This is a genomic window from Rothia sp. CCM 9417, assembly GCF_048513575.1.
Classification (GTDB): domain Bacteria; phylum Actinomycetota; class Actinomycetes; order Actinomycetales; family Micrococcaceae; genus Rothia.
This window is the reverse complement of sequence record NZ_JBLXXT010000005.1, coordinates 55442-79278: the sequence shown is the minus strand read 5'-3', so window position 1 is coordinate 79278 and position 23837 is coordinate 55442. Positions and strand designations below refer to the sequence as shown.

Genomic DNA, 23837 nt, shown 5'->3' with positions numbered 1-23837 from the left:
AATGACAGAAAATCTAACCCGTCGAACAGTAACAAAGGGCGCAGCCTGGTCTATTCCTGCTGTGGTTGCTTCTACTACTATCCCGGCGTACGCAGCATCACACCCTTCGGGTCAGGTCTCACCCAGTTCCAACACGATTGTACCCGCTGTAACTATTACTGTTACCGGAACGAAGTCGTTTACGGCTTTTGGGGAGCCTGATAGCTCCGGCGGCGGAACCTCCTACAGCATCAATTCAGGGCAATGGCAAGTTGTTCCCCCCGCAGAGCTAGGCACCGTTACCGCCTTTAAGGTAGAGGAAGTCGTCGGTTCTGCCGCCTTTGTGGTGAGTGCCAGTGGAGTCAAATCAACCGCCACCGTCACGAAAGCTTCCGCATCTGAAACCCAGACCATTGGGTCAGGGGTAGAGCGCCTTGTAGAGATTCGTTCCCAAGTTCCTTACCGCCTCTTGGCTAAGAAAGCCGATAACTACATGGAAAAGGTATCAATTCCTTTCCAACTCACATGGTTTAAGGGTCTGTCCCAGGTAGGGCAGGCCAGCTCTTACTACATTAACTGGGACTTCTCTATCGCACCGGACTGGTTCGGTAACTACCCTGATGAAGGATCTGTATCTACCAGCGGGGAGGGCTACAGTATCAGCGCTCTCCCGCTCTACGAGTAAACTGCATACAAAGGTAGATATACTCACACTAAATAGTGAGAAGCCCGTCTTGAAACCCCGCACCGCTTTGCTATAGCCTTGAGAGTGGCCCCTTAGTGGGGTTAACCAAGTAAATATTCTTCGACTGCGGTCCGTGGCAGTCAGAATACAAAAATCGTTAGATTTTTGCTCCCGCTAGTAAACACTAGTCGGGCCGTACACGGCACTAACTCTAGGAGTTATAAAGTGGCACTCGATCCCGCCATCAAGCAAGAAATCATGAAGGAATACGCAACCCACGAAGGTGACACCGGTTCACCCGAGGTTCAGGTTGCAGTTCTGACTCGTCGCATCACCGACCTGACCGAACATCTCAAGTTCCACAAGCATGACCACCACTCACGTCGTGGCCTCATGATTCTTGTTGGTCGTCGCCGTAACCTGCTGGGCTACCTCAAGAGCATCGATATTGAACGTTACCGTGCACTTATCGAACGCCTCGGTATCCGTCGCTAAGGCGAAGGCTGCACCAGAGTGAGGGCGCCACTGTAATCCACCAGTAACTTCGGGTTCCTTGGACCACGGAGTCAGTGTGGGGCAGTGACGCCCTTATAGTTCTCCCAAGAGAACATCAATATAAACTACGAAGCCGTCGCGCATTGTCACGGTCCTCGGTAGCGGTTTACAGAAGACACCCGGCAAGGGTGCTCCCACTGTGGGCCTCAATCGATGACCAGCAGCGCGGCGCAGATAAGGAAACGGAGGAACCTTGGAAGGTCCCGAAATTCAATTTGCAGAAGCAATCATCGACAACGGCAAGTTTGGAAAGCGCCTTGTACGCTTTGAAACAGGCCGCCTAGCCCAGCAGGCAGCTGGCGCAGCTCTGGTCACTATCGACGAAGATACGACCCTGCTCTCGGCCACCGCCGTTGGCAAGAGCCCCCGAGAAGGCTTTGACTTCTTCCCTCTCACCGTAGACGTTGAAGAGCGTATGTACGCAGCCGGTAAGATTCCCGGCTCCTTCTTCCGCCGCGAGGGCCGCCCCTCAACCGAAGCGATCCTGGCTGCGCGTCTGATTGACCGCCCTCTGCGCCCTGTCTTCAAGAAGGGTATCCGCAACGAGGTCCAGGTTGTTGTTACCGTTCTGACCATCGACCCCGATGAAATCTACAACACTGTAGCTATCAACGCCGCATCCTGCTCCACCACCCTTTCAGGTGCACCCTTCGCTGGCCCCATCGGCGGCGTACGTATTGCCTTGATAGATGACCAGTGGGTCTGCTTCCCCAAGTTCTCCCAGCTTGAGAACGCGGTCTTCGACATGGCTGTTGCCGGTCGCGTCGTGACTAAGGCAGACGGTACCGAAGACGTTGCCATTATGATGGTTGAGGCTGAAGCTACCGATACCTCCTGGAAGCTCATCAAGGAAAACGGTGCCACCGCACCCACCGAAGAGATTGTCTCTGAGGGCCTAGAAGCCGCAAAGCCTTTCATCGCCGCTCTGTGCAGGGCCCAGTCAGACCTGGCTGCACGCGCAGGCAAGCCCGCTATGGAACTCCCCATCTTTGGCGAACGTGCCGCAGAGGTAGATGAAGCCGTCAAGGCTTTTGAACCCAAGATCGTGGAGGTCTACTCCATCGCAGGTAAGCAGGAGCGCGAACTGGCATCTGCTAACCTTCAGCAGGAAGTTCTCGAAGCACTCGCTGGCGAAGGTAAAGAATTTGAAGGCCGCGAAGACGAAGTTAACGCAGCATTCAACGCCCTGAGCAAGCACCTTGTACGTCAGCGAATTTTGACCGAGCAGGTTCGTATCGATGGCCGCGGCCTGACCGATATCCGTCAGCTCACCGCCGAGGTTGAGGTTCTGCCTCGCGTGCACGGCTCAGCAATTTTCGAGCGTGGTGAAACCCAAATTATGGGTGTGACTACGCTAAATATGCTTAAAATGGAACAGCAGCTGGACTCACTCTACCCGGTCAAGTCCAAGCGCTACATCCACCACTACAACTTCCCACCCTATTCCACAGGTGAAACCGGTCGCGTTGGTTCCCCCAAACGACGCGAAATCGGTCACGGTGCCCTGGCCGAGCGTGCCATCACTCCGGTCCTTCCGGACCGCGAGGATTTTCCCTACGCAATCCGCCAGGTGTCAGAAGCCTTGGGCTCCAATGGTTCAACCTCCATGGGCTCAGTTTGCGCTTCAACCCTTTCCCTGCTCAACGCAGGTGTGCCCCTGCGTGCACCTGTAGCGGGTATCGCTATGGGCCTTGTCTCCGATGAGGTCAACGGTGAAACTCGCTATGCAGCTCTCACCGATATCCTCGGTGCAGAAGATGCACTGGGAGATATGGACTTCAAGGTAGCGGGTACCAGTGAGTTCGTGACTGCTATCCAGCTTGATACCAAGCTGGACGGTATTCCCGCCTCGGTTCTGGCCGGTGCCCTGACCCAGGCACGCGAAGCACGCCTGCACATCTTGGAAGTTATCAATGCCGCCATTGACGCTCCCGACGAGATGAGCGACTTTGCGCCCCGCGTGATTTCGGTAAAGGTTCCCGTTGCCAAGATTGGTGAGGTCATCGGGCCCAAGGGCAAGATGATCAACCAGATCCAGGAAGAGACCGGGACCGACATCTCTATCGAAGATGACGGCACCGTCTACATCGGTGCAACCGATGGCCCGTCCGCGGAAGCAGCTCGCGCAGCTATCAATGCGATTGCTAATCCTCAGGTTCCTGAGATTGGCGAACGCTACCTGGGTACCGTTGTGAAGACAACTGCCTTCGGCGCTTTCGTATCTTTGACCCCCGGCAAGGACGGCCTGCTTCACATTAGCGAGCTTCGTAAGCTCAATGATGGCAAGCGCGTTGACGACGTTGAAGATGTCGTCGGTGTAGGGCAGAAGGTTCAGGTTGAGATCGCCAAGATTGACGACCGTGGCAAGCTGTCACTGATTCCGGTTGTTGCGGAAGAAGACAGCGAAGCCACTGAAGGCTAAAAGCAGGATTTTGACTTAGGTCGATGCCCTGTCGCTAAAGAATAAAGAGGGAAACTCATCAATCGATGAGTTTCCCTCTTTATAAGTCAAACGGTTGAAACCGTGCAATCGCGGAGATTCGCCCTGCCAGCAAAACCTTGACTCATCACATGCTGTTTGAACAAGTATGCCTTGTCAGGGGCTTGCTTTATCTTCCTTTAGGGGCTGACTTCAGGTTCCTAGGGCTTGGGTAGGGCCTCAGTCGGTAGTTCTGCGAATATACCTTGCATATTACTATCCTTGATGACTGCCCTTGTGTACCTAGCCCGTCAAGTCACAGCACTAGGTTTTGTGTTTGCTCCGGTAAGGTATATGCCTGGATATGTCTGATCTATAGAAAGCGCACTATGCCCATAGAACTACCCATCACCCTGGCGGATCTCGCCGGTGAGCTTGATTATCTGAATGGTCGTCTGATCTATGTGGGGGAAGGCGGTAACGAGGTTCGCCGTAGCGTCTTACCCGGTGGCGTTCGCGTGATTACTGAACGTATGCCCTCCCAGCGCAGTATTTCTCTTGGCTTTTGGGTGGGCGTTGGCTCCCGCGATGAACAGCCCGGCATGCTGGGTTCTACGCACTTCTTAGAACATCTTCTGTTCAAGGGTACCCCCAGCCGTACAGCATTAGATATAGCCCATGCCTTTGACCGCGTAGGTGGTGAGTCCAATGCGCTGACCGCTAAAGAACACACCTGCTACTATGCGCGTGTGCTCGATGACGACACCGCTATGGCAATCGACCTTATCGCTGATATGGTGACTGGCGCGGTACTGGACCCTGAGCTCTTGGAACAGGAGCGCGACGTCATCTTAGAAGAAATCGCTATGGACCAAGATGACCCCACCGACGTTGCTTTTGAATCCTTTATTGAACAGCTCATGGGGCAGAACCCTCTGGGGCGGCCTATCGGTGGTACCCCTCAGGAGATTACAGAAGTAGCCCGCGATAAGGTCTGGGAACACTACAAGAAGTTCTACACCCCGGACAGGCTGGTTATTTCTGCAGCGGGCAGCCTAAACCACTCACATATCGTTCAGCTAGTTCTCGAATCACTGGCCAACCGGGGCTGGGACCTCACCGAGGGGAAGGCCCCGGCACCTCGCCGGTCCCGCCAGCAGGCAGTTATTGTTCCGGGCGCTCGGGAGCGGACCCTGGATAAAGGGTTCGAGCAAACCAACATTGTGATGGGTTGCCCCGGCCTGGTAGCTGGCGATGACCGCCGGTATGTGATGAGCGTGCTCAATAGCGCCCTGGGTGGTGGAATGTCCTCCCGCCTTTTCCAGGAAATCCGCGAAAAACGTGGCCTTGCCTACTCCACTTTCTCGTTTAGCGGCTCCTACTCCGATGCGGGCTACTTCGGCATGTACGCCGGGTGCCTACCGGCTAAGACCCAGCAGGTAGGTGAGCTCATGCGCTCAACCTTTGATGAATTGGTCCGTGACGGGCTCACCCAGGACGAACTGGATAAGGTGCTCGGGCAGCTGGGTGGCGGAACCATTCTGGGGAGCGAAGACGCGGGGTCCCGGATGAGTCGTCTGGGGCGTGCAGAACTGGATTCAGGCCAATTCCGGAGCCTTGACGAGCTCCTAGAGGGGATCCGATCTGTTACCCTCGAAGAGGTTCAAGAGCTTGCGGCTTTCCTATCCAAGCAGGAATGGGTCACTACCATTGTGAAATAGCAAATGGTCAAAGCCCCTCCCTGATAACAGGGGGAGGGGCTTTAGCTTTACCCGCAATGTCAGGGTGATGGACGGCAGAGGACTAGGGCCGGTTGGCGGCAACCGCTTGCGCTACCGCCGCTTTAACAGTTGAGGCGTAGACCGTAAGGCCCTGTCCCTGGGGGTGTACGCCATCAGAGACAAGGTACTCCGGGTGGCCGCTTGCTGCGGCCTGCCAGTCAGCAATAAAGACGGTGTCGGGGTTCTTCTGCGCAAATTCACGGATGACCTTGTTGGAGGGCTCTATCCAGGTGAGGTTTGCTGGCCCCAGACCTGTTACCAGCACAATCTTTCGCTGGCCATCGGATGAAACGGTAGCTTTGAGTGTTTCCAGTTGCTCCAGTGTGAATGTTGAGTTAGCGGTCACAGAAAGAACCAGTACCTGGCCTGTTTGGCTGTCCTTGGTCATTTGCTCGATGAGAGGTAGGGCCGCTGAACTGGTGCGGGAGACCTCGGCATTAACCCTTGCAAGTGGCATTGCCTGCCCGAGCGCAGCCGCAGAAGCCAAGGTGACTGAGTCCCCAACGATGGTGACGCTTTGGCCCTCAGCAGTAGCCGGTAGAAGATCTGCAGTCGCGCTGGGGGAGGGGCTGGGGGTGTGGCTTTCTTCGCTGGTCTCAGCTACTTGGGTTTCTGTGGCTTCGGGCGCCCGTGATGGGTTCTCTGACGCGGTGTAGTTTTCCCCTGCTGCGACGACAGCCTGGGCCTCGGTCATAGTTGGCGCTGTGCGAACTGCAAAAACCGTGCAGATGAGCACAACCGCAGTGAGCGCCGCTGAAGCCAGCGGCAGGGTTCTCTGGCCGGGAACGAACATAGCGGAAAGCCAGGCTGTAATTGCACCGCGGAAACCCAGTTTACGAACCGGCTGTTCAATATAAATGTAGGACAGTCCCGCAATCACCAGCGTTAGCATAAGAACTCCGCCGTTCACCCAGGGGGAGCGTGCGGCACCGAAGGTGTAGTGGGCGAGGACCATGAGCGGCCAGTGCCACAGGTAGATGCCGTAGGAACGCTGACCTACCCACACGAGGGGGTAGAGCGAAAGTAAGCCTCTAAAGAGGTTGCTGGTGCCACCGCGCACATCGGGTAGAAGCGCCTGAATCATGCCAAGACCTAATAGAGACCCTGCCAGTAGGCCCCAGGGGATGAGCAGGCTTGGGCGCTGATCGGTCAGAGCCAGGGCCAGGGGGAAGACCAGCCCCAGGCAAGCCCACCCGATGAGCTGGCGGATCCAGCCCCAGATTCCGTTGCCGTAGCCAACATGGTCATAAAGGCGGGCGTCAACCGGCGGGTACATAGACCAGGGCACCAACATGGCCAGAAGAACGCCGAGCATCAGCCCGTAGAGGTGGGTGTCCGTACCGTAGTAGAGGCGGGTTGTGGAGGCACCGATGAAAGTGAGAACCAGTGCTGTGAGTAATGAGAGCACACCTAAAATTGCCGGAACCAGTGCCCGCTGCCACCATTTGGCGGTGAACATGAAGACGAAGACCATAATGACCGGCCAGAAGAAGTAGAACTGCTCTTCAAGAGCCAGCGACCAGAAGTTGGTCATCAGCTCAGGGGAGGTCTGCACAAAGTAGTCGTTACCGGCACCGATCAATAGCCAGTTAGATGAGTAGGTAAAAGCGCCCAGAATCTGGCGGCCTAGCCCGACTTGAGCGTCCCCTCCCACAAGTAGTGCCAGCGCGCCCACAACCAGGCTGAGCCAAGCAAAAGCCGGGACAAGGCGGCGTAAGCGACGGATCCAGAAGGAGACAATATCCATTTTTCCGGTGTAGGCGCCTTCGCGCAGTAGGAGCGCGGTAATCAGGTAGCCGGAAATGACGAAGAAGATATCGACACCGATCATTCCACCGGGTAGGTGCTGGGGCCAGAAATGGTAGATAACCACCAGCAGGACGGCGAGCGCACGGATACCGTCCAACCCGCGCAGGACAAAATGACCCTGGCCTTCGGGTGGGTGAACATCGGAGTAAAAAACGTGGTCGTCTTTCATGGGTCCTTAGGGGGTCATAGTCAGCTGTGCTAGGGCACCCTATCTAGTGTAAGAGCTAGGTGGGGTTTTGACGCTAAAGCCGGAGAGATGTTGGTCGCTTCTGTGCCTGGTGGCTTGAGTATGTTAGGCAATAGCAGCTGGCAGCTTGCGGTATTTTCTACCTGTCCTGGTTGCGGTGAATACGCTGGGTCTGCCCAGGTTGGGGTGCGTAGCCTGGTCCTGTTGGCTAGAGTAGTGATGTGACTCGTTAGCGTATGGCCTGCCATCACCACGCGTCATATGCGGGTAGTGTCTGGCTTACCCGTACTGTTTACTAGCTATTATGAGGGAAACACATGAGCAAGGTATGGAAAGTCGCTGTGGTGGGAGCCGCAGGTCGCATGGGGGCTGAGGCTGTTAAGGCGGTGAACACCGCTGCGGATATGGATCTGGTTGCTGCCCTGGGCCGAGATGATTCCCTGGATCTCCTCCTTGAGCACGGCGCTGAAGTCATGATTGACCTGACTGTTCCTGCCGCTACCGAGACTAATGTTCGTTTCGCAGTGGAGCACGGTATCCATGCTGTTGTGGGTACTACCGGCTGGACAGAGGGGCGTCTGGCCTCCCTTGAGGCTCTGCTAGCTGAGCACCCGCAGGTTGGTGTGCTTATCGCCCCCAACTTTGCTATCGGCTCGATTCTTGCAACAGAGTTTGCAGCTAAAGCGGCTAAGTACTTTGAGTCCGTTGAGGTCATCGAGATGCACCACCCCAATAAGGTTGATGCCCCCTCCGGTACTGCCGTCCATACCGCCAAGAAAATTGCTGAGGCTCGCAGAGCCGCCGGTGTGGGCCAGTCACCCGACGCCACAGAAACCGATGAGGGCGGCTCACGCGGTGCCCGTGTAGAGGGCGTTAACGTCCACGCTGTGCGTCTGCGCGGTCTGACTGCACACCAGGAAATCCTGCTGGGTGATCCTGGCCAGCAGCTGGTGATCCGCCACGATTCTTTTGAGCGCACCAGCTTTATGCCCGGTGTCCTTCTGGGTGTTCGGCAGGTTGCCTCCCACCCCGGTCTGGCCCTTGGGCTAGACCGCTACATGGATCTGACCTAACCCGATGGGTTCACTGCGCTTATTTACGGCCGGAGCCATCGTCCTAGCAGTTCTGACCCTTATGGTTCTGCCCCTGCCGTTGGGAACTCGACTCTTCTTGTTAGCTGTCGGTGTTTTCTGCGCGGTTTTTATTGCGGTGGACGCCGGTGGCCGGGGAAGAATCTTTGCCTCACTGGTGACAGTGGCTCTGAGCCTCTACCTTGCCCTGACCGCCCAGCGCGGGGTGCTCCTTATGCAGGGCGCGGGGCTGGTGGGTATGGCCTTAGGGCTAGCCCTGATCGTTCTGCCTGTCTTGGGGGCTTGGGCTATGGTTCGTGAAATTGTCTTTGGGGCCCGCACCCAGCAACTTGCCTCGCTTATGGCTGCTGAGGGAAAGCTCCCGGAAGATAACCTGCCGCGAACCGACTCAGGTCGCATAGAACGCGCCGCCGCCGATGCCCAGTTCGCTGATTACGCTCAGGCCGTTGAGAATCACCCGCAGGACTGGTCACACTGGTTCAATCTATCGCTGGCTTACGATGCTGCCGGTGACCGTAAACGAGCCCGTAAGGCTATGCGAGCCGCTATTAGCCTCTACCGTGGCGGGTCAGTAGCCAGTATCTCTGTCTAAAAGTTTGCTTGGCTACTCCAGCAATAAGTAAACTCACCCTCCCGTAACCCCAGAATAAGGTAACCTTATTAGTATGTCTGAGACTTCACCGCACACAGTAAAAGCCACCGAGCCCGTCTTTGGGCGACTCCTGACCGCTATGGTCACCCCCTTTACCGCAAACGGCGAAATTGACGAAGCCGCTACCGCTGGGCTTGCTCAAAACCTGGTTGACCGTGGCCACGACGGCCTGATTGTGTGCGGCACAACCGGCGAATATTCCACCATGACCGATGAGGAAAACGAACGCGTTTTCCGCATCGTCAAAGAGGCCGTGGGGGACCGCGCCAAGATTGTTGCTGGTGTTGGTTCTAACGACACCGCCCACACCCTGCACCTAGCCTCCCGCGCTGAGGCCGTAGGCGTAGATGGCCTACTGGTTGTTACCCCCTACTACAACAAGCCCACTCAGACCGGCCTTGAAGCCCACTTCCGCACCCTGGCGGACGCGGTTAAAACCCCCGTCATGCTCTACGACATTCCCGGTCGAGCGGGTATCGCAATTAGCCCCGAGGTTTACCGTGCCCTGGCCAGCCACGAGAATATTGTTGCGGTCAAGGATGCCAAGGCTGATTTCACCGCTGCTACCGAGGTCATGGAAACCACTGACCTGCAATACTACTCAGGTGATGACGGGCTGACCCTGCCCTGGATTGCTATGGGCGCTGTGGGCCTGGTTGGTGTCACCAGCCACCTAGCCCCCGAACTCTTCCGCAAGCTCATTGACTCCGCCCTTGCCGGGGATCTAGCAACCGCCCAGCAGATCCACCTTGACCTTGCCCCCATCGTGCGTGCGGCCATGAGTCGCGTACCCGGGTGCGTTGCCGCCAAACAGATTCTGCAGTGGCAGGGCCTGCTTGAAACCAAGACCGTGCGCCTACCCCATGCGGTAGCCACTGAAGCCGAAGCGGCGCTCATGCGAGCAGACCTTGAAGGTTCCGTTATCGCTTCCTCCCTCCTTAAGTAAAGACCTATTGCGGGGTCCGGCGGGTTCACCCAAAATCATGCGATTTTGAGGTGGCCCGCTTTGCCCGTATTGAGAAAAAATAAATCGACAGATAAGAGAACACATGCAAACAGTAACCAGTCCGCACCTTCCCCCCAAACTCAGGAAAGACACCCTCCGCGTTGTCCCCCTGGGTGGCCTGGGCGAAGTTGGCCGCAACATGACCGTCTACGAGATCAACGGCAAACTGCTCATCGTTGACTGTGGCGTGCTCTTCCCCGAAGAGTCTCAGCCCGGCGTTGACCTGATTCTTCCTGATCTGAACTACATCAAAGACCGACTGGACGATGTTGTAGCACTCGTGCTGACCCACGGCCACGAAGACCACATCGGCGCTGTTCCCTATCTCCTGCGTCGCCGCCCAGATATTCCCTTGGTTGGCTCACAGCTGACCCTGGCACTGGTTGAAGCTAAGCTACAGGAACACCGCATCAAGCCCTACACCATGGAAGTCCTTGAAGGCCAGGTTGAGCGCTTTGGCCCCTTCGAATGTGAATTTGTGGCGGTTAACCATTCCATTCCCGACGCCCTGGCTGTCTTTATCCGTACCCAGGCAGGTAAGGCCCTGCACACCGGTGACTTCAAGATGGATCAGCTACCCCTCGACGGACGCCTGACCGACCTGCGCCACTTTGCCCGCCTGGGCGAAGAAGGCATTGACCTCTTCCTACCGGACTCCACTAACGCTGAGGTCCCCGGCTTCACCCCCACCGAGAAGAACATCGGGCCCGTTATCTCTAACGTCATGCGCGATGCCAAGAAGCGCGTTATCGTTGCCTCCTTCTCCTCGCATGTCCACCGTGTACAGCAGGTGCTGGATGCCGCGGCAGAACGCGGCCGCAAGGTGGTCCTAGTGGGCCGCTCCATGGTCCGCAATATGACCATCGCCGAGAAGCTGGGCTACCTCAAGGTGCCAGATGGTCTGCTCGTTGACCTTAAAAAGGTTGATGACTACCGCCCCGACCAGATTGTTATGATGTGCACCGGTTCCCAGGGCGAACCCATGGCAGCCCTGTCCCGTATGGCAAACGGAGACCACAAGGTTCAGGTTGAGCAGGGTGACACCATCATCTTGGCATCCTCACTGATTCCCGGCAACGAAACCTCTGTTTACCGCGTGATTAACGGCCTGATGAAGCTGGGAGCCAATGTGGTCCACAAGGGCAATGCTAAGGTCCACGTATCGGGTCACGCCGCAGCGGGCGAACTGCTCTACTGCTACAACATTCTGAAGCCCAAGAACGTCATGCCCGTTCACGGTGAAGTTCGCCACCTGCTTGCCAGCGGTAACCTGGCCGTGGAAACCGGCATCAAGACCGACCGCGTTCTCATCTGTGATTCGGGTACCGTTGTTGACCTCAAGGACGGCATGGCCGAAATCGTCGGCCAGGTCCCCTGTGAATACGTCTACGTTGATGGCAAGTCAGTAGGCCATGTGACCGAAGACGACCTCAAAGACCGCCGCGTCCTGGGAGAAGAAGGCTTCGTGTCGATTGTGACCGTGATTGACCGTGCCACCAAACGTGTTGTGACCGGCCCCGATATTCACGCCCGCGGTATCGCAGAAGACGACTCGGTCTTTGACGACATCACCCCCAAAATTACTGCGGCCCTGGAAGATGCCCTGCACCGGGCACCCGAACGGGTTCACACCGCCCACCAGCTGCAGCAGATTGTCCGCCGCACAGTGGGGGCCTGGGTTGCGCGCCGCCTGCGCCGTAAGCCCATGATTGTTCCTGTGGTCATCGAAACCCACACCGCTGAGGCCGATAACAGCTAAAGCATCTGCCCGCCTCCGTTATACCCAGGGCAGGCAGGGCGGGGGAGTGGCTCAGCCCAATGCTGAGAAGCTACCCTCACGATGACTCTGCCACCGGCTTTACCCCTGCACGGGGGAGCCGGTGGCTGTAGTCTGTTAAGAACTACGGTCGCCCACCACCCGGTGCCAGCGACCGTCTGAACTGCACACCGTCACCGACTTGTATTGAGAAGAATGGCTCCGCGAAAGTCTGCATCGAGTAAATCAGCTCCCCGCTCCACCGGGAGTGGCTCAAGGGCGTCCTCACGGCGTTCAACCTCAGCCAAAGGCCGAGGGAAAAAGGGTGCCCCCGCACCGGCTCAGGAAAGCAATATCTTCATTCGAGCTATTGTGGGTGCCTGGCAAGCTCTTGCCTTCATCATCGGTGGTGCTATCCGCCGTATGGGTGCCCTGCGCACCGATATCGAACTTCACGAACGCCGCGATGGGGGAGCCCTCTTTATCCTGGCTATCGGTCTGCTGACTGCCGGTGTGGAATGGTGGGGCTGGCGTGTTGATACCGCAGCTTCCCTCTCCTGGTACGAGTGGCCTCTGCACCTGTGGCACATCATTGTGGGCGGGCTCTTTGGTCAAGGCTCACTGCTCATACCCATTCTCTGCCTCATTTTTGCTATCCGTATTTTCCGTCATCCCCTGGAGGTTAGGGAAAATAACCGGATTGCTATCGGGTTTACTATCATGACGGTTTCGGCTTCAATGATGGGAGCCAAGGTAGCTGGTTACCCCACTTTTTCCAATAACTTTGATGACTTCTGGGGTGGCGGTGGAACCATTGGTGTTCTCATCGGTACGCCCGCTAGCCGTATTGTAGGTGGCATTTCTGTGCTGGAGTGGCTGGTCATTGCACTGGTCTTCTGCGCCGGTGTACTGGTTGCTACTGATACGCCCCTGCGTCAGGTTTGGCCGAAGCTTGTTTTCATTTTCAGTGTGCTCCTGGGGGAGAAACCCAACGGCTCTATCCGCGATGCAGGCCGTCCATCTCGCGCTCGTGCTCAGGATGAAGTCGAGACGCGGGTGCTTGATGAGGAGCATGACCGCTCCTACCTGTACGAAGAGGTTGCTGATACTCCTAGTCCTGCACGCCGTGGTGGGCTGCTGGGCTGGCTAGGTTTTGGGGCGCGGCCCGATACCGACCCCAGGCTTGACCGTTACGAGGGCGATGAGGCCTACCAGAGCGCCCTTCTTTCTGAGCCTGAAACCGATACCACTCCCGTAGGGCGTGTCACCGCCACCGGTGGTCGCCCTGGCAGCGCTCACCCACAAGAAGCCTTTGATGTTGAGGCACCCCGCAAGCAGACTCGGAAAGAAAAGCGGGCAGCTGCAAAGGCCGCTAAAAAGCAGGGCCAGCTCTTTGACCAGGGCGCCTGGGCCGATGACGGTTATCGTGCCTCCGATGCACCTGCCCAGCGGCTGGACCAGGCTCAGCGGGCGGCCGCTGAATACGGCCGTTTGCCTGAACCTGAGGTAGAAGCAGAACTTCCCAAGACTCTTGAAGCCTGGGAAGAACCTGTCGATGAGGCACCGGCTGCCCTGGAAGCCCCGACCCCTCAGAAGCCCGTAGCGCCTCGTGCGCCTTCTGTGCCTCGACCTTCTGCTAGGCCTACCGCTGCGGGTTCTGCAACCGGCTCAGCCCTCGGTGCCGCCCTGACTGGAGCCGCAGCCAAGGGTTCAGCACCTGCTAAGCCTGCGGACACCCCAGCGCCCCGCCTTGAACGGCCCGCCGCTAAAATTCAGAACCACACCGTTGCAGAGACAACCGAACAGCCCCGTGGGGAACTGGTTGTGGAGTCCTCAACCGGTACCTACGCCCTGCCTACCGAGAGCATGCTCGAAGCAGGCCCCCCCGCTAAGGAAAAGTCCGAAGCCAATGAGCAGGTCGTTGAGGCCCTGACCAACGTGCTGGATCAGTTCAAGGTCGATGCCGAAGTCACCGGCTTCTCCCGTGGACCCACGGTCACCCGCTACGAGATTGAGCTGGGCTCTGGTACCAAGGTGGAACGCGTTACCGCTCTGTCCAAGAACATTGCCTACGCGGTAGCTTCGGACGATGTGCGTATCCTGTCGCCCATTCCCGGCAAGAGCGCCATCGGTATTGAGATTCCCAATACCGACCGCGAAATCGTGGTGCTGGGTGATGTCCTGCGTTCGGCTAAGGCTCACGCAACCGAGCACCCCATGGTCATGGGCGTTGGTAAGGACGTTGAAGGTGGCTTCGTCATTGCCAACCTGGCTAAGATGCCGCACATGCTGGTGGCTGGTGCGACCGGCGCCGGTAAGTCCTCCTTCGTGAACTCCATGATTACCTCCATCCTGATGCGCTCCACCCCCGATCAGGTTCGCCTGATTATGGTGGACCCCAAGCGCGTAGAACTTACCGCCTACGAGGGCGTGCCCCACCTGATTACGCCCATCATCACCAACCCCAAGAAGGCCGCCGAGGCCCTTCAGTGGGTTGTGCGTGAGATGGACGCCCGCTACGATGACCTGGCCCACTACGGCTACAAGCACATTGATGATTTCAACAAGGCGGTCAAGGCCGGCAAGATTCAGCCAGATCCCGGTTCTAAGCGCCAGATTAAGGCCTACCCCTACCTGCTGGTCATTGTGGACGAGCTTGCTGACCTCATGCTGGTGGCCCCGCGCGATGTTGAAGAATCTATTGTGCGTATCACCCAGCTAGCTCGTGCCGCCGGTATCCACTTGGTACTGGCAACCCAGCGCCCATCGGTGGACGTTGTGACCGGCCTGATTAAGGCTAACGTGCCTTCGCGTATGGCTTTTGCGACCTCATCGGTGACTGATTCCCGCGTGGTCCTTGATCAGCCCGGTGCCGAGAAACTGATTGGCCAGGGTGATGCCCTCTTCCTGCCCATGGGTGCTTCCAAACCCATGCGTGTTCAGGGTGCCTGGGTGAGCGAGTCCGAAATCCACGAGGTCGTGGAGCACGTTAAGAAGCAGGCTCCCGCTATCTACCGCGAGGACGTCATCGCTGTTGCCCCCTCCAAGAAGATTGATGATGACATTGGAGATGACCTCGATGATCTCTTGCGGGCCGCTGAACTAGTGGTGAACACCCAGTTCGGTTCAACCTCCATGCTGCAGCGTAAGCTCCGTGTGGGGTTTGCTAAGGCTGGCCGCCTCATGGACCTGCTCGAATCCCGCGAGGTCGTTGGCCCCTCCGAGGGGTCCAAGGCCCGTGACGTTCTGGTTCAGCCCGATGACCTGCCCACCGTCCTAGCAAAGATTCGTGGTCAAGAGCCCCCGGTGGAGGCCACTGATGATACCTACGGCAATGACCCAGTTGCTCACATGAACGACGGAGTCCCAGAAGCTGTGGACTACTACGACACCATGGACGAACCCGACAGCGAAGACGCCTGGAACCTGACCGGCAGATAGCCCCTTGATCCCCGGCCCCCGCTCTACTCTAAGGAGAACCGATGTCTGAGCATAACCCCGGTACCGTATCAAACTGGAACATACCCAATGCCCTGACGGCCCTGCGTATTGTTATGGTTCCCCTCTTCGTCTGGGCCCTGCTGGGCGGTGGGGTCTACGGTGCTAGCGATATGGGCCTGCGCTGGTGGGCCGTCGTCATCTTTATCCTGGCTATGATTACCGACTGGCTTGACGGTCACCTGGCCCGCTCGCGGGGGCTGATTACCAGCTTCGGAAAGATTGCCGACCCGATTGCCGATAAGCTTCTGACCGGTGCCGCCTTTGTTGTTCTTTCTATGCTGGGGGAGCTGTGGTGGTGGGTCACCCTGGTCATTCTGGTGCGCGAGTGGGGCATTACCGTGATGCGCCTGTTCATTATCAAGTACGGTGTGATGGCCGCCTCTAAGGGAGGTAAGCTCAAAACCGTTTTGCAGACCCTTGCCCTGGTGCTGATGATCCTGCCTCTGGGTCTTTTGGGTAGCTGGGCACTCTGGCCGGGCTGGCTGCTCATGGCCGCTGTTGTGTTAGTGACTGTAGTTACCGGTATTGATTATGTGCTGAAGGCTATGCGGTTGCGCCGCGACTATTACGCCCAGCAGAGCAAGTAGGTCCCTGTGATGCAAGCTCCTGACGCTCAGTTCCACCTGGAGGAAGCCGCCGCCCAGCTCGTTGCAATGGCAACAGAGTCGAGGTGCCTGCTGGCAACCGCTGAGTCTTTGACCGGTGGCATGGTGGGCCAGTCCATCTGTTCGGTGCCCGGTGCTTCTGCCGTCTACCGGGGTGGCGTTATCTCATACGCTACCGAGGTTAAGGCTCAGGTGTTGGGGGTTCCGGTTGGTCTTCTGGCTGAGCGCGGTGCGGTGGATCCCGATGTTGCCCTAGCTATGGCCGCTGGGACGGCCCGGGTTTGCGGTGCCGACTACGGTGTTGCCACAACGGGCGCTGCTGGCCCGGAGCCATGTGACGGTAAGCCTGTTGGCCGGGTCTACCTGGCGGTATACGGTCCCACAGGTGGCTGTGTCGTCGAGAAGAACTACGCCGGGGGGCGGGCTGGGATTCGGGTACAGGCCGCTCACCATGCACTGCTTTTGCTGGCTGAAGCTATCGGGAATAATTTTTAGCGGGGGGACTGAGGATGCTCGCACACTACCTCCTCAAAATTTCCAGGAAATTTTCAGATGAATTTTTCAGCAAACAGGGAATGAAAACACAGAACTGTAGGTTTAGATAGATGTCATAAGAATAAAACGTGAACTTACGTGACTTATTCTCAACTTGAGCTGACGAACACGTAGCAATTACGTTAGGCTGAAGTACACAGCTCCTGATCTACCGGGAGCACGATCACCAGGAGATTGGTATAAAAATGACTAAGCAACCCGTATCCGTGAACGGTGTCGTCCGTTGGAAGGATGTGGGTCAGACCGAGAACACTGTCCCCGCCCAAGACACCGGTAAAGTTATTCTGCTCCGCCACGCAATTGGCGAAGTCCTGCGCGATGTCCGCCAGCGACAGGGGCGAACCCTCCGCGAAGTTTCACACTCTGCGCGAGTCTCCCTTGGCTACCTCAGTGAGGTAGAACGCGGTCAGAAGGAAGCCTCATCTGAGCTTCTTGCCTCTATCTGCCAGGCTCTCAACATCTCACTCTCAGCTATGCTGGGCGAAGTATCCCACCGCATGGCTGTTGAAGAAGGCTTCTCGGTACCCGATACTGTGCCCGCAGAATTCTCCGAGCAGTTCAAACGTGAATACGGAATCGCGGCTACTTCAAGCCGAGACATTCCTGCCGTTGAACGCCCTCTCCTGACCCGATAAAACGGAGTGAGCGTACGACAAGGAGCCGGGTCCCTCACAGGGGGAGCCGGCTCCTTCTATCTGCGAGCAGGAAGAGGATAGGATGAAACTTAGTGAATTCTGGGCTGCCATGGACCACGAGTTTGGCCCAGCCTATGCCAGGCATCTGGTGCGGGATTTAGTTCCGGGTGATTTTGGGGACCTGACTGCGGGGCAAGCTCTGGAGGCTGGTGCCGATGTGCGCACCGTCTGGCTCGCGATTTGCCGGGAACAGGACGTCCCCGAAGCACGTAGGCTCGGCCCGGACATACCGCCTGCCCCCTAGCTGGGGAGTTGGGTGTGGCAGTGAGCCCAATAGAAAACCATTCGTACTTAATAGAAAATATGTTCTAGTTTGTGTACTATTGTGTACAGATAACAGTGGTGTGGCGGCGCAGAGAAGAATTATCCACAGGTTTACAAGAATCTGCGGCCTATTCCCTAAAGTGTCAGCCACCCGTATTACCGTGGAGACCAGAAGGAAAACCGGCTCCGCGATAAGAAATGAGGAAGATGTATGGCAGCGAAAACTCGCATGCAGTCCGTAGGTCAGGTTCCGGCTGAAGGTCGCGAAAAGGCACTTGAAGCTGTTCTTGCCCAGATCGATAAGAACTACGGCAAGGGCTCAGTGATGCGCCTGGGTGACAAGGAAGCCACCAAGGTTGAAACTATTTCTACCGGGGCGCTTGCCCTGGACGCCGCCCTGGGTATTGGTGGACTGCCTCGCGGTCGTGTCGTGGAAATCTACGGCCCTGAGTCTTCCGGTAAGACCACGGTTGCCTTGCACGCGGTTGCCAACGTTCAGAAGCAGGGTGGCATTGCCGCCTTCATCGATGCTGAACACGCTCTGGACCCGGTATACGCAGCCAAGTTGGGTGTTGACACCGATGCCCTGTTGGTATCCCAGCCTGATACCGGTGAGCAAGCCCTGGAAATTATGGACATGCTGGTGGGCTCCGGCTCCATCGACATCATTGTGGTTGACTCCGTAGCCGCCCTGGTTCCCCGCGCTGAAATCGAAGGCGAAATGGGTGACTCCCACGTGGGTCTGCAGGCTCGCCTGATGTCCCAGGCTCTGCGTAAGATTACCGGTCGTCTGGCCTCTACCAACACCACCGCTATCTTTATCAACCAGCTTCGCGAGAAGATCGGTGTTTTCTTCGGTTCACCCGAAACCACCACCGGTGGTAAGGCGCTCAAGTTCTATGCGTCGGTGCGTATCGATATCCGCCGTATTGAGACTCTTAAGGACGGCGCTAACCCCATCGGTAACCGCACCCGCGCCAAGGTCGTCAAGAACAAGATGGCTCCGCCCTTTAAGCAAGCCGAATTCGATATTCTCTACGGTGAGGGTATCTCGGTTGAAGGTGGAATCCTTGACCTGGCTGTTGACCACAACGTGGTCAAGAAGTCCGGCGCCTGGTTCACCTACGAGGGTGACCAGCTAGGCCAGGGTAAGGAAAACGTTCGTCGTTTCCTCAAGGATAACCCCGAGCTGACCGAAGAAATTAAGTATAAGACCATGGTCAAGCTCGGCATCATTGAAGCTGAGGAAGAAGAGACGGAAGAGCTAGAACCCAGCACTTCAGTCGATCCTCTGGACGATATCTCCGAGAACTTCTAACCTGACTTTCCCAGGGTAGGCCGCTACCGCCAACTCGGCGGTAGCGGCCTTTCAGCATAGATAGAGCTTGCCCCTAAGCTAGAGAACTTTGTATGCTCTTCCGCAGAAGAAGGCCCCAAGGACCAATGACTGATACAGATTTTCTGAGCCCCGAGGAATACCCGTCCTGGCACCCCGCCGCGCAGGGGCTGAGTGAAGACCGCCCCGGCGATAGTTACCTGTCTGTTATGCAGGGGCAGGGCACTCCCTACACCGGTGGCGCCGGGAATACTGCTGACTCAGCTGACAACACAGCTAGGGCTGTGAATAGGCAGGGCCGGCAAGAAGAGCTAGATAAGTACCGACACCGCCGGAATCCCCAACTGAAAAAGGGCTTCCGTAAGCCACCGGCCCGCTATGCGGCCCGCTCACCCTTTGCCCCTGCAATCGGTGCACACCAGGAGGACGTCCAAGAGAAGCGGTCAAGCGGGAAACGGAGTATCCCGCTTTTTAGGGAAGGCTCTAGCCTTAATGAACCGGTGAGTGATGCTGAACTGCTGGTCCAGGGCCTCACACCTATGCCAGGTAGCCGGGGTCGTGGGCAGGCTGAGCCGGAGAGTGAATTTAGCCGTGCCAAGAACATTGTGCTCAACCAGCTAGCGGCGGCACCTAAGTCCCGGGCTATGCTCGAAGGCAAGCTGGCGGAGAAAGAAATTTCGGCAGAGGTCATTGAGGATATTCTGAACCGTTTTGAGGCGGTTAACCTCATCAATGATGCCGAGTTTGCTGAGATGTTTGTGCGCTCGCGGAGCAAGGTTAAAAAGTTGTCGCGGTCAGCTATCCGTAGGGAGCTTAGAGCTAAAGGGATTGAGGGCGAGCAGGCAGAAACTGCTTTAGAGCACAGGACCGAGGAGGATGAGCGGGCTGATGCGCACGAGCTGGTGCGTAAGAAATTGCGGCCCTCTATGAACCTGGCGGACCGCGCGGAACGGGATAGGGTGATGCGCCGCCTGGTGGCCATGTTGGGCCGTAAGGGTTACCCGGCAGGTCTGGCTTTTGGGGTGGTTCGGGAAGAAGTGGAGAATTATGCGCGACAGATGGGGGCAAATACAGAGGGCAGCTTCAACTACTGGGAATAGCTAGGGGAAGAAGGTCTTAGCGCTTGGCCTGAGATAAGCCCCAGGACGAAGAGAAGGAGGGCCGCAACCAAGAGGGCAAAAGATAGGAAGATGAGCATATCTAGCAGTGTTTCAGCCTCTGCTTGGAATCGGTCAAAAACTACTTATGCCAACTGCTCAGCTAGGACTGCCTGAATCGTTAGTACTGCTGAACGCACTGCCGGAGCCTGGTACACGTCGGTGTGGGGGTAGGGGGCAACTAACCGATAAAACTTTTGGGTAGCTAGCTGCCAGTTCTCGTGCCCGGCCAAGGCCGTGCTGACTGGGCCCTTAGGCCATGACGGGAAACCTAGCATCATTTCTGCCACCGGTAGTGCCCAGTGGTGTATGCAACTACCCTCTGCATCAATTGCTCGAACTGCGCGATCCAAGGGAAAAACAGGATTAGCTGATAGGTCGCGGCTATTCCCCGAACCTGTCAGATAATCCCTGCTCGGTAGGAGTAAATTGGCCGGAGAAAAATCCCCCGAAGACAAGACAGCATCGTCTGGCTCTGGGGATATGATGCTCCCTACCTGCTTCTGCCACAGCTCGAACTCCTCAGAATCTAGGGCTACCCCCTTGGCTTTAGCTAGGAGAGCTAGCCCCTTAAAGGCAAGCTGGGGTGAGGGTATCGACCCCGGTGCAGTAGCCTGTGGATCAGCTTCTGCTAAAGCCTCAGCAAAGGATTCTTGGGCTGTTGCCTGCGCCGGGGAGCCAAGAATGTTAGCCCACGTAAAGGCCCAGGCATCCAGTACCTGCAGGGACGTGGTATCCGCTCTGGAGGACAGCAGAAGCTCACCCAAGCTGACGGAAGAAAAACTATCGCTCTTAATGTCTTCAAGAATCAAGAGTCGGCTAGCATCGTCGGCCGCCAACAAACGGGTGTAGAGGCCCGGTACCAGGGCATCCAGTGCACCCAACCCATGCTTCTCCCTCAGATACCCAAAGCCACCGGAATTGCTAGCTGAGTCTTTGCGCCGAAAGTATTTGAGGATGACGCTGGGCACCTCACCCAACCCCGGCAGATCCACCGTGCCGGGGCTAAACCGCACCCTAATCACTACCGAACGCATACCGGCAGAGAGAATCTGGGCATGGGTTGGGCAAGCAGCCAAGGCTTTGCTTGCCTGGTTCAAGAGCCAAGCCAGAAGCTGCAGAAATCGGGGCGAACTAACGTCCTGCTCGGTCACTTGCGGGCAATAACCTGCCGAAGCGCGCTGAGCAAGTGACCAAAAGAATGAGGCGGAAGGCAGAGCTGACATAGTGCCCATTATGGCCTATCGAGTAATCTAGTGGAGTGAGTATTGACGTGAACCCCGAAAAGCCCCAAGCACAGACCAAAACCCGTACCTACGAGGTACGTACTTTTGGTTGCCAAATGAACGTGCACGATTCCGAACGTATGAGCGGTCTGCTCGAAGCCAGCGGCTACCTTCCTGCCACTGAGGGAAGCACCCCCGACCTGGTGGTGTTTAACACCTGCGCTGTCCGCGAGAACGCCGATAACAAGCTCTATGGCAACCTGGGCCAGTTAGCTCCCGTCAAACGCGAAAACGAGGGGATGCAGATTGCGGTGGGCGGTTGCCTAGCGCAGAAAGACCAGGACACCATTCTCAAGAAGGCTCCCTGGGTTGATGTTGTCTTTGGCACCCATAACATTGGCTCCCTGCCCACTCTGCTTGAACGCGCTCGTCACAACCAGGAGGCCCAGGCTGAGCTGCTCGAATCACTTGAGGTTTTCCCCTCCACTCTGCCCACCAAACGCGACCATGTCTACTCCGGCTGGGTTTCAATCTCCGTGGGCTGTAACAACACATGTACTTTCTGTATCGTCCCCTCCCTGCGCGGTAAAGAGAAAGATCGCCGCCCCGGCGAGATCCTAGCCGAGGTTCAGGCACTGGTCGATGACGGTGCTATTGAAGTTACCCTGCTGGGTCAAAACGTGAACTCCTACGGTGTGGGCTTTGGCGACCGCCAGGCTTTCTCCAAACTCCTGCGTGCCTGCGGTGAGATTGAGGGGCTAGAGCGTGTGCGTTTTACCTCACCTCACCCCGCCATGTTTACCGATGACGTCATCGAGGCGATGGCCGAGACTCCGAACGTCATGCCGGTGCTCCACATGCCCCTTCAGTCGGGTTCCGATAAGGTGCTTAAGGACATGAAACGCTCCTATCGGTCCACCAAGTTCCTGGGGATTTTGGACAAGGTCCGCGAGCGCATCCCCGAGGCCGTGATTACCACCGATATTATTGTGGGCTTCCCCGGCGAGACCGAGCAAGACTTCCAGGAGACTCTGCGCGTGGTAGAGGCGGCCCGGTTCTCTTCTGCCTTTACTTTCCAGTATTCGATTCGCCCCGGTACTCCTGCTGCCACTATGCCTGACCAGGTACCCAAGGCCGTGGTGCAGGAACGCTATGAGCGGCTGACCGCTCTTCAGGACCGGATCGCGGGCCAGGAGAACCGTAAGCAACTGGGTAAGACCGTTGAGCTGATGGTGACCGCTGAATCTGGCCGTAAGGCTGAGCAGACCAACAGGCTTTCTGGTCGTGCCCGCGACCAACGCCTAGTTCATTTTTCCGTACCTGAGGGCTGCCAGCTGCCCCGCCCCGGTGACCTGGTTACCCTGCCTATCACCGAGGCCGGTTCCTTTCACCTGATTTCTGACCCCGCCCCCGAGCAGTATTCGGTGCGCCGTTCACGCGCCGGGGACGCCTGGGACCGGGCTCAGGCCGATTCCTGCGGTACCGGGACTACCCAGGTCCCCGGTTCGCCGGTTTCCTTGGGTTTCCCCACCTTTAAAAAATCAGCGCTCTCATGAACAGGCCCGTTCAGAAAACCAACCTTGGACCCGGTCCAGCAGAACAGGGCGGGCACTGCGACTTCGGCCAGCTACCCGTGATTGCTGTGGTAGGCCCGACCGGTAGCGGTAAGAGTGACCTGGCCATTGAGCTGGCTCTGGAACTAGGCGGGGAGTGCGTCAACGCTGACTCCATGCAGTTCTACCGGGGTATGGATATTGGCACTGCCAAGCTGACAGCAGAAGAGATGCGGGGTGTGCCACACCACCTGCTCGATATCTTGGATGTGACCCAAGAAGCCTCCGTTGCTGTTTTCCAGGGCCAAGCCCGCCAACTCTTTGACCAGATTAGGAGCCGGGGCAAGTACCCGATTCTGGTGGGTGGTTCCGGCCTGTATGTGCGGGCGGCCATGGACGTATTGGAGTTCCCCGAAACCTGCCCCGCTGTTCGCGCTCGCCTTGAGGCGGAGCTCGTTCAGCAGGGCCCTGGGGCCTTGTTAGCCCGCCTGCGCGAGGTAGACCCTGTCTCAGCTGACCGGGTAAAGGATGACCGCCGCCTGGTACGGGCACTGGAAGTGTACGAGGTGACGGGCCGCCCCTTCTCCTCCTTCATGCCAAGACGCACCTACTACCAACCGGCTCTCCAAATTGGGCTGAGCGGTGACCGTGCTGAGCTACACCGGCGTCTGCACGATCGGGTGCTCACTATGAGGCAAAAAGGCCTGCTCGAAGAAGTCCAACGGCTCGAAGCCCAGGGCTTACGCCAGGGTAAAACTGCCTCAGCGGCTATTGGCTACCGGGAGTTCCTCAAGGCTTTGGACTCATCACGGGGCCTGCTGCCCGCGGGGCAGGAATACTCGGTGGATTCGGCTCTTGAAGATACCGTAACGGCCACCCGGCAGTTTGCCCGCCGTCAGATTACCTGGTTTAGGGCAGACCCCCGTGTGCACTGGCTGGAATGGTCTGATCCACGCAAACTTGACCTGGCCCTAAGGCACATCTCTTAGGGCAGGCAGGCACTAGACTAAAAGAAGATATAAGGC

At 57.3% G+C, this 23837-nt stretch carries 19 protein-coding genes; 17 read left to right on the top strand and 2 right to left on the bottom strand.

The genetic code is table 11. From position 1 onward, the window contains the following. Position 1: 1 nt before the first annotated feature. The 4 genes from ACN082_RS07230 (at position 2) to ACN082_RS07215 (ending at position 5359) form a co-directional block, all read left to right on the top strand. Positions 2 to 664 carry a hypothetical protein gene (locus ACN082_RS07230; protein WP_419100186.1) on the top strand — a complete coding sequence of 221 codons (663 nt, stop codon included), beginning with the start codon at positions 2 to 4 and terminating at the stop codon, positions 662 to 664. Between the two features lie 225 nt (positions 665 to 889). After that, positions 890 to 1159 (top strand): 30S ribosomal protein S15, encoded by a 270-nt coding sequence (gene rpsO / locus ACN082_RS07225; protein WP_419100185.1) that lies wholly within the window; start codon positions 890 to 892, stop codon positions 1157 to 1159. Positions 1160 to 1412: 253 nt separating this feature from the next. After that, positions 1413 to 3641 (top strand): polyribonucleotide nucleotidyltransferase, encoded by a 2229-nt coding sequence (locus ACN082_RS07220; RefSeq protein WP_419100184.1) that lies wholly within the window; start codon positions 1413 to 1415, stop codon positions 3639 to 3641. A gap of 386 nt (positions 3642 to 4027) precedes the next feature. After that, positions 4028 to 5359: a M16 family metallopeptidase gene (locus ACN082_RS07215; RefSeq protein ID WP_419100183.1), complete on the top strand. Its 1332-nt coding sequence runs from the start codon at positions 4028 to 4030 to the stop codon at positions 5357 to 5359. An 82-nt stretch (positions 5360 to 5441) separates the two neighbouring features. Here the strand turns inward: ACN082_RS07215 and ACN082_RS07210 are convergent, their stop codons facing one another. Next, positions 5442 to 7397, bottom strand: coding sequence for an acyltransferase family protein (locus ACN082_RS07210; RefSeq protein WP_419100182.1), 1956 nt, complete (start codon positions 7395 to 7397; stop codon positions 5442 to 5444). Positions 7398 to 7732: 335 nt separating this feature from the next. Here ACN082_RS07210 and dapB point away from each other — a divergent pair, with 335 nt between their 5' ends. The 11 genes from dapB to ACN082_RS07155 all read left to right on the top strand — a co-directional run bounded on the left by dapB (position 7733) and on the right by ACN082_RS07155 (position 19976). Then, complete coding sequence (gene dapB / locus ACN082_RS07205; protein ID WP_419100181.1) at positions 7733 to 8488, top strand: 4-hydroxy-tetrahydrodipicolinate reductase; 756 nt, start codon at positions 7733 to 7735, stop codon at positions 8486 to 8488. A 4-nt stretch (positions 8489 to 8492) separates the two neighbouring features. Beyond that, a complete protein-coding gene (locus tag ACN082_RS07200) occupies positions 8493 to 9098 on the top strand; it encodes a hypothetical protein (RefSeq protein WP_419100180.1) in 606 nt (201 codons plus the stop codon). 73 nt (positions 9099 to 9171) lie between these two features. After that, positions 9172 to 10104 carry a 4-hydroxy-tetrahydrodipicolinate synthase gene (gene dapA, locus ACN082_RS07195; protein ID WP_419100179.1) on the top strand — a complete coding sequence of 311 codons (933 nt, stop codon included), beginning with the start codon at positions 9172 to 9174 and terminating at the stop codon, positions 10102 to 10104. A gap of 103 nt (positions 10105 to 10207) precedes the next feature. Next, a complete protein-coding gene (locus ACN082_RS07190) occupies positions 10208 to 11923 on the top strand; it encodes a ribonuclease J (protein WP_419100178.1) in 1716 nt (571 codons plus the stop codon). Positions 11924 to 12136: 213 nt separating this feature from the next. After that, a complete protein-coding gene (locus ACN082_RS07185; protein WP_419100177.1) occupies positions 12137 to 15361 on the top strand; it encodes a DNA translocase FtsK 4TM domain-containing protein in 3225 nt (1074 codons plus the stop codon). 41 nt (positions 15362 to 15402) lie between these two features. Continuing rightward, a complete protein-coding gene (gene pgsA / locus ACN082_RS07180; protein ID WP_419100176.1) occupies positions 15403 to 16008 on the top strand; it encodes a CDP-diacylglycerol--glycerol-3-phosphate 3-phosphatidyltransferase in 606 nt (201 codons plus the stop codon). Between the two features lie 9 nt (positions 16009 to 16017). Further along, the gene (locus ACN082_RS07175; protein ID WP_419100243.1) at positions 16018 to 16521 is read left to right on the top strand and encodes a CinA family protein; all 504 of its coding nucleotides are present in this window, start codon (positions 16018 to 16020) and stop codon (positions 16519 to 16521) included. A 245-nt stretch (positions 16522 to 16766) separates the two neighbouring features. After that, positions 16767 to 17216: a helix-turn-helix domain-containing protein gene (locus ACN082_RS07170; RefSeq protein WP_419100175.1), complete on the top strand. Its 450-nt coding sequence runs from the start codon at positions 16767 to 16769 to the stop codon at positions 17214 to 17216. 82 nt (positions 17217 to 17298) lie between these two features. Beyond that, positions 17299 to 17520, top strand: coding sequence for a DUF3046 domain-containing protein (locus tag ACN082_RS07165; protein WP_419100174.1), 222 nt, complete (start codon positions 17299 to 17301; stop codon positions 17518 to 17520). 231 nt (positions 17521 to 17751) lie between these two features. Further along, positions 17752 to 18858, top strand: coding sequence for a recombinase RecA (gene recA / locus ACN082_RS07160; protein WP_419100173.1), 1107 nt, complete (start codon positions 17752 to 17754; stop codon positions 18856 to 18858). Between the two features lie 125 nt (positions 18859 to 18983). Beyond that, positions 18984 to 19976 (top strand): regulatory protein RecX, encoded by a 993-nt coding sequence (locus ACN082_RS07155; protein ID WP_419100172.1) that lies wholly within the window; start codon positions 18984 to 18986, stop codon positions 19974 to 19976. Positions 19977 to 20119: 143 nt separating this feature from the next. Here ACN082_RS07155 and ACN082_RS07150 read toward each other — a convergent pair whose 3' ends face one another. Further along, on the bottom strand, positions 20120 to 21259 hold the full coding sequence (locus ACN082_RS07150; protein WP_419100171.1) for a hypothetical protein: 1140 nt from the start codon (positions 21257 to 21259) through the stop codon (positions 20120 to 20122). Positions 21260 to 21294: 35 nt separating this feature from the next. Here ACN082_RS07150 and miaB point away from each other — a divergent pair, with 35 nt between their 5' ends. Both miaB and miaA read left to right on the top strand, forming a co-directional pair. Then, entirely contained in the window at positions 21295 to 22815 is a 1521-nt protein-coding gene (gene miaB / locus ACN082_RS07145; protein ID WP_419100170.1) for a tRNA (N6-isopentenyl adenosine(37)-C2)-methylthiotransferase MiaB, read from the top strand. Then, positions 22812 to 23801, top strand: a complete 990-nt coding sequence (gene miaA / locus ACN082_RS07140; protein WP_419100169.1) for a tRNA (adenosine(37)-N6)-dimethylallyltransferase MiaA — start codon at positions 22812 to 22814, stop codon at positions 23799 to 23801. The genes miaB and miaA overlap by 4 nt, the downstream gene beginning before the upstream one ends. Positions 23802 to 23837 lie beyond the last annotated feature (36 nt).

Bases quoted from the DNA above. Each gene is read 5' to 3' on its own strand.
- ACN082_RS07175 (WP_419100243.1), top strand. From the start codon at position 16,018: ATGCAAGCTCCTGACGCTCAGTTCCACCTGGAGGAAGCCGCCGCCCAG.
- ACN082_RS07165 (WP_419100174.1), top strand. From the start codon at position 17,299: ATGAAACTTAGTGAATTCTGGGCTGCCATGGACCACGAGTTTGGCCCA.
- ACN082_RS07170 (WP_419100175.1), top strand. From the start codon at position 16,767: ATGACTAAGCAACCCGTATCCGTGAACGGTGTCGTCCGTTGGAAGGAT.
- ACN082_RS07150 (WP_419100171.1), bottom strand. From the start codon at position 21,259: ATGTCAGCTCTGCCTTCCGCCTCATTCTTTTGGTCACTTGCTCAGCGC.
- miaA (WP_419100169.1), top strand. From the start codon at position 22,812: ATGAACAGGCCCGTTCAGAAAACCAACCTTGGACCCGGTCCAGCAGAA.
- ACN082_RS07215 (WP_419100183.1), top strand. From the start codon at position 4,028: ATGCCCATAGAACTACCCATCACCCTGGCGGATCTCGCCGGTGAGCTT.
- ACN082_RS07185 (WP_419100177.1), top strand. From the start codon at position 12,137: ATGGCTCCGCGAAAGTCTGCATCGAGTAAATCAGCTCCCCGCTCCACC.
- recA (WP_419100173.1), top strand. From the start codon at position 17,752: ATGGCAGCGAAAACTCGCATGCAGTCCGTAGGTCAGGTTCCGGCTGAA.
- ACN082_RS07230 (WP_419100186.1), top strand. From the start codon at position 2: ATGACAGAAAATCTAACCCGTCGAACAGTAACAAAGGGCGCAGCCTGG.
- ACN082_RS07190 (WP_419100178.1), top strand. From the start codon at position 10,208: ATGCAAACAGTAACCAGTCCGCACCTTCCCCCCAAACTCAGGAAAGAC.
- ACN082_RS07155 (WP_419100172.1), top strand. From the start codon at position 18,984: ATGACTGATACAGATTTTCTGAGCCCCGAGGAATACCCGTCCTGGCAC.
- ACN082_RS07210 (WP_419100182.1), bottom strand. From the start codon at position 7,397: ATGAAAGACGACCACGTTTTTTACTCCGATGTTCACCCACCCGAAGGC.
- pgsA (WP_419100176.1), top strand. From the start codon at position 15,403: ATGTCTGAGCATAACCCCGGTACCGTATCAAACTGGAACATACCCAAT.
- dapB (WP_419100181.1), top strand. From the start codon at position 7,733: ATGAGCAAGGTATGGAAAGTCGCTGTGGTGGGAGCCGCAGGTCGCATG.
- ACN082_RS07200 (WP_419100180.1), top strand. From the start codon at position 8,493: ATGGGTTCACTGCGCTTATTTACGGCCGGAGCCATCGTCCTAGCAGTT.
- dapA (WP_419100179.1), top strand. From the start codon at position 9,172: ATGTCTGAGACTTCACCGCACACAGTAAAAGCCACCGAGCCCGTCTTT.